At 69.1% G+C, this 2,907-nt stretch carries 2 protein-coding genes; one reads left to right on the top strand and one right to left on the bottom strand.

What is annotated here, in order from left to right; all coding sequences use genetic code 11:
* The first annotated feature begins 744 nt into the window (after positions 1-744).
* Entirely contained in the window at positions 745-1,203 is a 459-nt protein-coding gene (locus Q0C38_RS23200; RefSeq protein ID WP_291299510.1) for a SufE family protein, read from the top strand.
* A gap of 25 nt (positions 1,204-1,228) precedes the next feature.
* Here the strand turns inward: Q0C38_RS23200 and Q0C38_RS23195 are convergent, their stop codons facing one another.
* Positions 1,229-2,638, bottom strand: coding sequence for an alkaline phosphatase family protein (locus Q0C38_RS23195; protein ID WP_291299509.1), 1,410 nt, complete (start codon positions 2,636-2,638; stop codon positions 1,229-1,231).
* Between the last annotated feature and the right edge of the window lie 269 nt (positions 2,639-2,907).

Below are 2,907 nucleotides of genomic sequence, written 5' to 3'. Positions count from 1 at the left end.
TCGAGGACTACAACACCATCCACCCTCACAGTGGCTTGCGCATGCGCTCGCCGCGTGAGTTCATCGCTGCGCAGTCACCAACCCAAGCCGCTTGTCCGGTTTGATGGGGGCAACTCCACCTTGACAACACGGACGCTTGTCTCGGCGCGTCAATAAGCTCCTGGAGATCAGGGTGGCGGTCCACAAGCAGATCAAGCAGAATTTCGAGAAATGCTGCCGGGAGCTGCACTTTCTCAATGCCACCCCTTGAAGATACCAACTCAACTGTCAAACACGGGGCACCGTTATCAAGGGCCTCATCAGCCTTGTCAGCGAGAGCGCGCGCGTCGCTCTCGCTAAGTTGCGAGATCAGAGACGTTGCAATCTCGTCGAACCCCCTGATGGGTTCAGTGCGTTTCTCGGGTTCGGGATCGTCGCGTGCTGGCGTCGCGAATCTTGGTTCCTGACGTCTCGCTGGTTCATGTCGACGCCGAACGAATAGTGCCGTCAGCACGAGGGCTACTCCAACGAGGAGGCCTAGCAGAAGCGGTTGGTCCATCAGAATCCCAAAAGCTCAAATGTCAGACACCGCGGCGATACTACCATGAACGCTACGATACGCAGAGACACTGATACGGACGCATGCACAACGCAGGACGCCTGCTCCGTCCCTTATCCGTAAGCGCCTCCTCATCGACAGCGCATGAATGCCTCGTTGACGCCCTTCGGCTTGAGTCGATGCCGATGCGCCCCATCTGCGAACCCATGACCGACCCGTTCGTTCACCCCAGGGAGCCGACCGCCGACGCGGCGACGGCCGCCATCGCCGAGGAATTCGGCTTCTTCGACGACTGGATGGATCGCTACGGCCTCGTCATAGACTGGGGCCGCTCGCTGCCGCCGTTCCCGCCCGAATGGCAGGACGACGCGCACAAGGTCGAAGGCTGCCAGAGCCAGGTGTGGCTCGCCTCCGAGCTGCGCGAGGGCAGGCTGCATCTCGCCGCCGGCTCCGATGCCGCGATCGTCGCCGGCCTCGTCGCGATGCTGCTGCGGATCTACTCCGGCCGCACGCCGGAGGAGGTGTTGGCCACCGACGCGGGCGCGTTCCTGAAGGACCTCGACCTGATCGGCAACCTTTCGGCCAATCGCGGCAACGGCATCGCTGCGATGATCGCGCGCATCCGCGGCATCGCCACGCACGCCGCCGCGACAGCCTCGCGGTAGGTCGCCCCGGGTCCGCCGTGGCGGATCAACCGAAGCCGGTCCCGCTGCCGGCCGGATAGGCGCGGCCGCGGGCGTGGTCCATCGCAAGCCCTGCCCCGCCATGGCCGGGAAGGATGACGCGCCGCGTCTCGCCACCGTCGCGCCCGAACGCCTCGGCCAGGGCCACGCCGTCCATCCCCTCCGGCGTGAGGCCGAGCAGGGCGAGGATTGTCGGCGCGATGTCGGTCAGGTCGGACGGCGTCTCGGTCACGCGGCCAGCGGGAACCGGCCCGCCCATCATCGCGAGCGTGGCGGACAGCTCGCGCCGGTGCAGCCCGCCATGCATGCCGCCGCCGGCCGGAACGTCAGCCGCCTCGATGAAGGTGCGGCCGGGAATGCCGAACTGGTCGGGGTCATCGGTACCGGCGAAAGTGAAGGCGAGGTCGGGCGAGCGTGCGTGCAGCGCGCCGAGGGCGGCGAGCGGCACGGTGCCGGCAAGCCCATGTGCGGCCGCATCGCGCGCCAGCACGAGCCCGACCCAGGGCTGCGCCTGGAGCCAGGCGCAGAGGGCGCGCACCGTCGCCGTGTCGCTGCCCTTCACCCAGAGCCCCGGCGCGCCGCCGCCGCCGAGCGCGATCGGTGTCTCCGCCGTCAGCTTCCGACCGCAGGCGAAGCCGCCGGCTGAAAGTTCCGCCACGAGATCGATCCGCGTATGCCCCGTCACGTGCCCGTGGTCCGACATCGCGATGATGACGATCTCGTCACGATCAGGCTGCGCCGCGCGCCATTCCAGCACCTCGCCGAGGGCAGCGTCGGCATCGCGCAGGGCCTGGAGCGAGGCGGGCGCGCCGATGCCCTCGTAGTGGAAGCACACGTCGGGCTCCGACGCCCAGAACAGCGCGACATCGGGGCGGCGCTCGCCCAGCACATGGTCGATGAAGAGGCGCGCGGCGTGGCGCACGCGCGGCGTGTTCGGCACGGCACTATCAGGGCCGGGGCCGATCGACGCGGCGGCACCAACGCCCTCCTCCGGGTGCCAGCGGAAGCCGCCGAGCGCGCCGGCCTCGGGGAAGGCCGCGCGCGCCGCACCCGCGGTGCCGGTCCACACCACGTCCATCCGCTTGCCGACGCCGTGCAGGATCGCGCCGAGGGAGGGCCGTTCGAGCAGCCGACCATGCGTGGCGATCAGCGCATCCATCGCCACGAGATGCTTGGTGTTCAGTACCCGGCCCGGCGATGCGGCGGCATCGTAGAGCGCGTTGGCGACAAGGCCGTGCGACGCAGGCCGGCAGCCCGTGGCGAGCGAGGGTGTGGCGACGCGCGTCTCGGATGGGAACACCGATCGCGCATTGGCAAACCGCGTACCGCCGGCCATGACGGCAGCGATGTTCGGCGAGGTCTGCTCCGTCACGAGGTCGGGGCGGAGGCCGTCGAAGCCGAACAGGATCACGCGCATCGTTCTGTCTGTCCCTCCTCATGTCACCGGCCGTGCAGCCACACTGGCCGTCGCGTCGTGATGGGCGCGTTGCGGTTCGGTGAAGCTTCGATGAACACGCACGGCAGGCGCTGGTGCTGCCCGCGCTCGTCCGGACAAGCGGCCGCGGTGGTCGGGCTTCAGCCCGGTGGAAGCGCCTCGCGCGCCACCGGGGCGCGTTGTGCGGGCGGTGGCGAGGGGGCCTGGGCCGGGGTCGCGCGCGGCGGTTGGGCGGCACGGGGGGCAGGGGC

The organism is Elioraea sp. (genome assembly GCF_022842375.1).
In the GTDB taxonomy this organism is placed as follows: Bacteria; Pseudomonadota; Alphaproteobacteria; order Acetobacterales; family Acetobacteraceae; genus Elioraea_A.
Note: the sequence above shows the minus strand (reverse complement) of the source record. Positions and strands in the feature narration are given on the sequence as shown.

What these genes read in the sequence shown, in the direction of transcription:
- Q0C38_RS23200 (WP_291299510.1), top strand. Translation starts at nt 745, where the DNA reads ATGACCGACCCGTTCGTTCACCCCAGGGAGCCGACCGCCGACGCGGCG.
- Q0C38_RS23195 (WP_291299509.1), bottom strand. Translation starts at nt 2,638, where the DNA reads ATGCGCGTGATCCTGTTCGGCTTCGACGGCCTCCGCCCCGACCTCGTG.